Raw genomic sequence first — 2855 nt, forward strand, 5'->3', positions numbered from 1 at the left:
ATCTCGCTGGCGCCGGTGTCGGCGATGAAGCCGACCGGCACGCCGTTGACCTCGAGTGTCAGCCGGTAGTGGCCGTCGGCGCTTTGCGGAATGTCGATCCGGCCGCTGGCGGCATCGACGCGCGCCTGTTGCATCACTGTGCCGCGGATGTCGCCCCACATGCCATAGGCGGCGATCACCCCGACGAACAGCAGCAGCCAGGCCAGCCCCTGCTGGATGTTGCGGCGCAGGCTCTGGCGGTGGTTGGTGACGAACCAGAAGATCACCGCGCTGCCGAGAACCACCAGGTAGACCAGGTTGCCGATGCTGTCGCCGTTCATGAGATGCCCCTTTCGGCCTTGATATAGGCGCCGGCGGGCGGCGAAAAAAGCCCGGCCCTCGCTCGCAGCCAGCAGCCCTCAGCCCTCGGCGCGTTCCAGCTTCTCCAGCGCCCGCAGCCACAGGTCCTCGGCCCGCTCCTGGGCTTCGCGGACCTCGGCATATTTCTTCTGCCAGACCTCCATCTCGCCCAGCTTGCCGGGATCGTAGAGCCCGGGATCGGCCAGTTTCGCCGCCAGCTTGTCGCTCATCCCGTTCAGCTTCTCGACCCGGTCCTCGCATTTGCGCACCTCGGCGCGCAGCGCCAGCATGTCATCGCGCGAGGCCCGCTTCGGCGCCGGCTTGGCCTTGGCCTTCGAGGCCGGCCGCTCCGGGGTCAGCAGCAGTTTGCGATAGGCCGGCAGATCGTCCTCATAGGGTCTGACGGTGCCCTCGTTGACCAGCCACAGCCGGTCCGCCACCAGCGACAGGAGATGCATGTCGTGGCTGACCAGGATCACCGCGCCGCTATAGGCGGTGAGCGCCTCGACCAGCGCTTCGCGGCTCTCGATGTCAAGGTGGTTGGTGGGCTCGTCGAGGATCAGAAGATGCGGCGCATCCAGCGTCGCCAGCAACAGCGAAAGCCGCGCCTTCTGCCCGCCCGACAGCCGCCCGACCTCGGTCTCGGCCTGGTCGGCGCCCAGCCCGAAGCCGGCCAGCCGGGCGCGCAGCCGCGACTGACCCTCTGCCGGGCGTTCGCGCATCAGGTGCTGGATCGGGGTCTCGTCGACGTAAAGCTCGTCCACCTGGTGCTGGGCAAAGAACCCGATGCGCAGCTTGCTCGAGCTGGTGAATTTCCCCGCCATCAGATCCAGCCGCCCCGACAGCAGCTTGGCCAGGGTCGACTTGCCCTGACCATTGCGGCCCAACAGCGCGATGCGGTCATCCTGGTCGATGCGCAGGTTGAGATTGCGCAGCACCACCCGCTCGCCATAGCCGGTCGAGCCGCCCTCGATGGCGATGATCGGCGGCGACAGCTCTTCGGGCTCGGGGAAGGTGAAGACCACCCGCGCCGCGTCTTCGGGCGCCGTGATCGGGGTCATCCGCTCCAGCATCTTGACCCGGCTCTGGGCCTGTTTGGCCTTGCTGGCCTTGGCCTTGAACCGGTCGACAAAGGCCTGCAGGTGCTCGCGCTGAGCCTGCTGCTTCTTGGCCGCCGCCGCCTGCACCGCGCGCTGTTCGGCGCGCTGGCGGGCAAACTGGTCATAGGGGCCGGTGTAATAGGTCAGCCGGCGCGCATCGAGATGCAGGATGGCCCCGACCGAGCGGTTCAGCAGCTCGCGGTCGTGGCTGATGATCAGCACCGTGTGCGGGTATTTGACCAGGTAGTTCTCGAGCCACAGCGCACCCTCGAGGTCAAGATAGTTGGTCGGCTCGTCGAGCAGCAGGTAGTCGGGCTGGGAAAACAGCACCGCCGCCAGCGCCACTCGCATCCGCCAGCCGCCGGAAAAGGCCGAACAGGGCATCTGCTGCTCGGCGTGATCGAAGCCGAGCCCCTTGAGAATCGCGCCGGCGCGGGCCTCGGCGCTCCAGGCGTCGATATCGGCCAGCCGGGTCTGGATGGCGGCGATGCGCGCCGGGTCGCTGGCGGTCTCGGCCTCGGCCATCAGGGCGGCGCGTTCGGTGTCGGCGGCCAGCACGGTGTCGATCAGAGACACCTCGTTGCCCGGCACCTCCTGGGCGACACCGCCGATCCGCGCCTGGCGGGGCAGGGTGATCTCGCCGCCCTCCAGCGCCAGTTCGCCGCGGATCAGGCGGAACAGGGTGGTCTTGCCGGCGCCGTTGCGCCCGATCAGGCCGACCTTGTGCCCCGGGGGGATCGTGGCCGAGGCGCCTTCGAACAGGGGCCGGCCGTCGACGGAATAACTGATGTCGGAAATCTTGAGCATGGCCCCCGTTTGACCGAAGCCGCGGGCGGCGTCAATCACCGCTTTTCAACTGCCCGAACCCGTGTTATCGGGGCGCCAATTCTTACATCGGGGCCGGCAGCTGGCCGGGCCCCTCAACAGGAGACGATCCCATGGCCCTCGAGCGCACCTTCTCGATCATCAAACCCGACGCCACCCGCCGCAACCTGACCGGCGCCATCAACGCCAAGTTCGAGGAAGCCGGCCTGCGCATCGTGGCGCAGAAACGCATCCACCTGACCAAGAAACAGGCCGGTGTCTTCTATGCGGTGCACGCCGAGCGTCCCTTCTACGACGAGCTTTGCGAATTCATGGCCTCGGGCCCGATCGTCGCCCAGGTTCTCGAGGGCGAGGGAGCCATCGCCAAGAACCGCGAAGTGATGGGCGCCACCAACCCGGCCGACGCCGCTGCCGGCACCATCCGCGCCGAATTCGCGGAATCGGTGGGTGAGAACTCGGTGCACGGCTCGGACGCGCCGGAAACCGCCGCCACCGAGATCGCCTATTTCTTCTCGGGCCTCGAACTGGTCGGCTGACGGAACTCGGATCGCTTTCGCGTTCCGATCCGGGGGGGGGGGGGGGGGGGGGGGG

The 2855-nt window shown here is 67.8% G+C and carries 2 protein-coding genes and 1 pseudogene; 1 reads left to right on the forward strand and 2 read right to left on the reverse strand.

The features are described 5' to 3' along the window. A pseudogene (locus tag ABZD10_RS14905) lies at positions 1-320 on the reverse strand (TIGR02281 family clan AA aspartic protease); the annotation flags it as partial. A 78-nt stretch (positions 321-398) separates the two neighbouring features. Next, a complete protein-coding gene (locus ABZD10_RS14910) occupies positions 399-2246 on the reverse strand; it encodes an ABC-F family ATP-binding cassette domain-containing protein (protein ID WP_372887711.1) in 1848 nt (615 codons plus the stop codon). Positions 2247-2377: 131 nt separating this feature from the next. Here ABZD10_RS14910 and ndk point away from each other — a divergent pair, with 131 nt between their 5' ends. Further along, positions 2378-2800, forward strand: coding sequence for a nucleoside-diphosphate kinase (gene ndk, locus ABZD10_RS14915; RefSeq protein ID WP_372887713.1), 423 nt, complete (start codon positions 2378-2380; stop codon positions 2798-2800). Positions 2801-2855 lie beyond the last annotated feature (55 nt).

The organism is Shimia sp. (assembly GCF_041624275.1).
Classification (GTDB): Bacteria; Pseudomonadota; Alphaproteobacteria; order Rhodobacterales; family Rhodobacteraceae; genus Shimia.

Excerpts from the sequence above, each read along its gene's own strand:
- ABZD10_RS14910 (WP_372887711.1), bottom strand. The coding sequence starts at position 2,246 with ATGCTCAAGATTTCCGACATCAGTTATTCCGTCGACGGCCGGCCCCTG.
- ndk (WP_372887713.1), top strand. The coding sequence starts at position 2,378 with ATGGCCCTCGAGCGCACCTTCTCGATCATCAAACCCGACGCCACCCGC.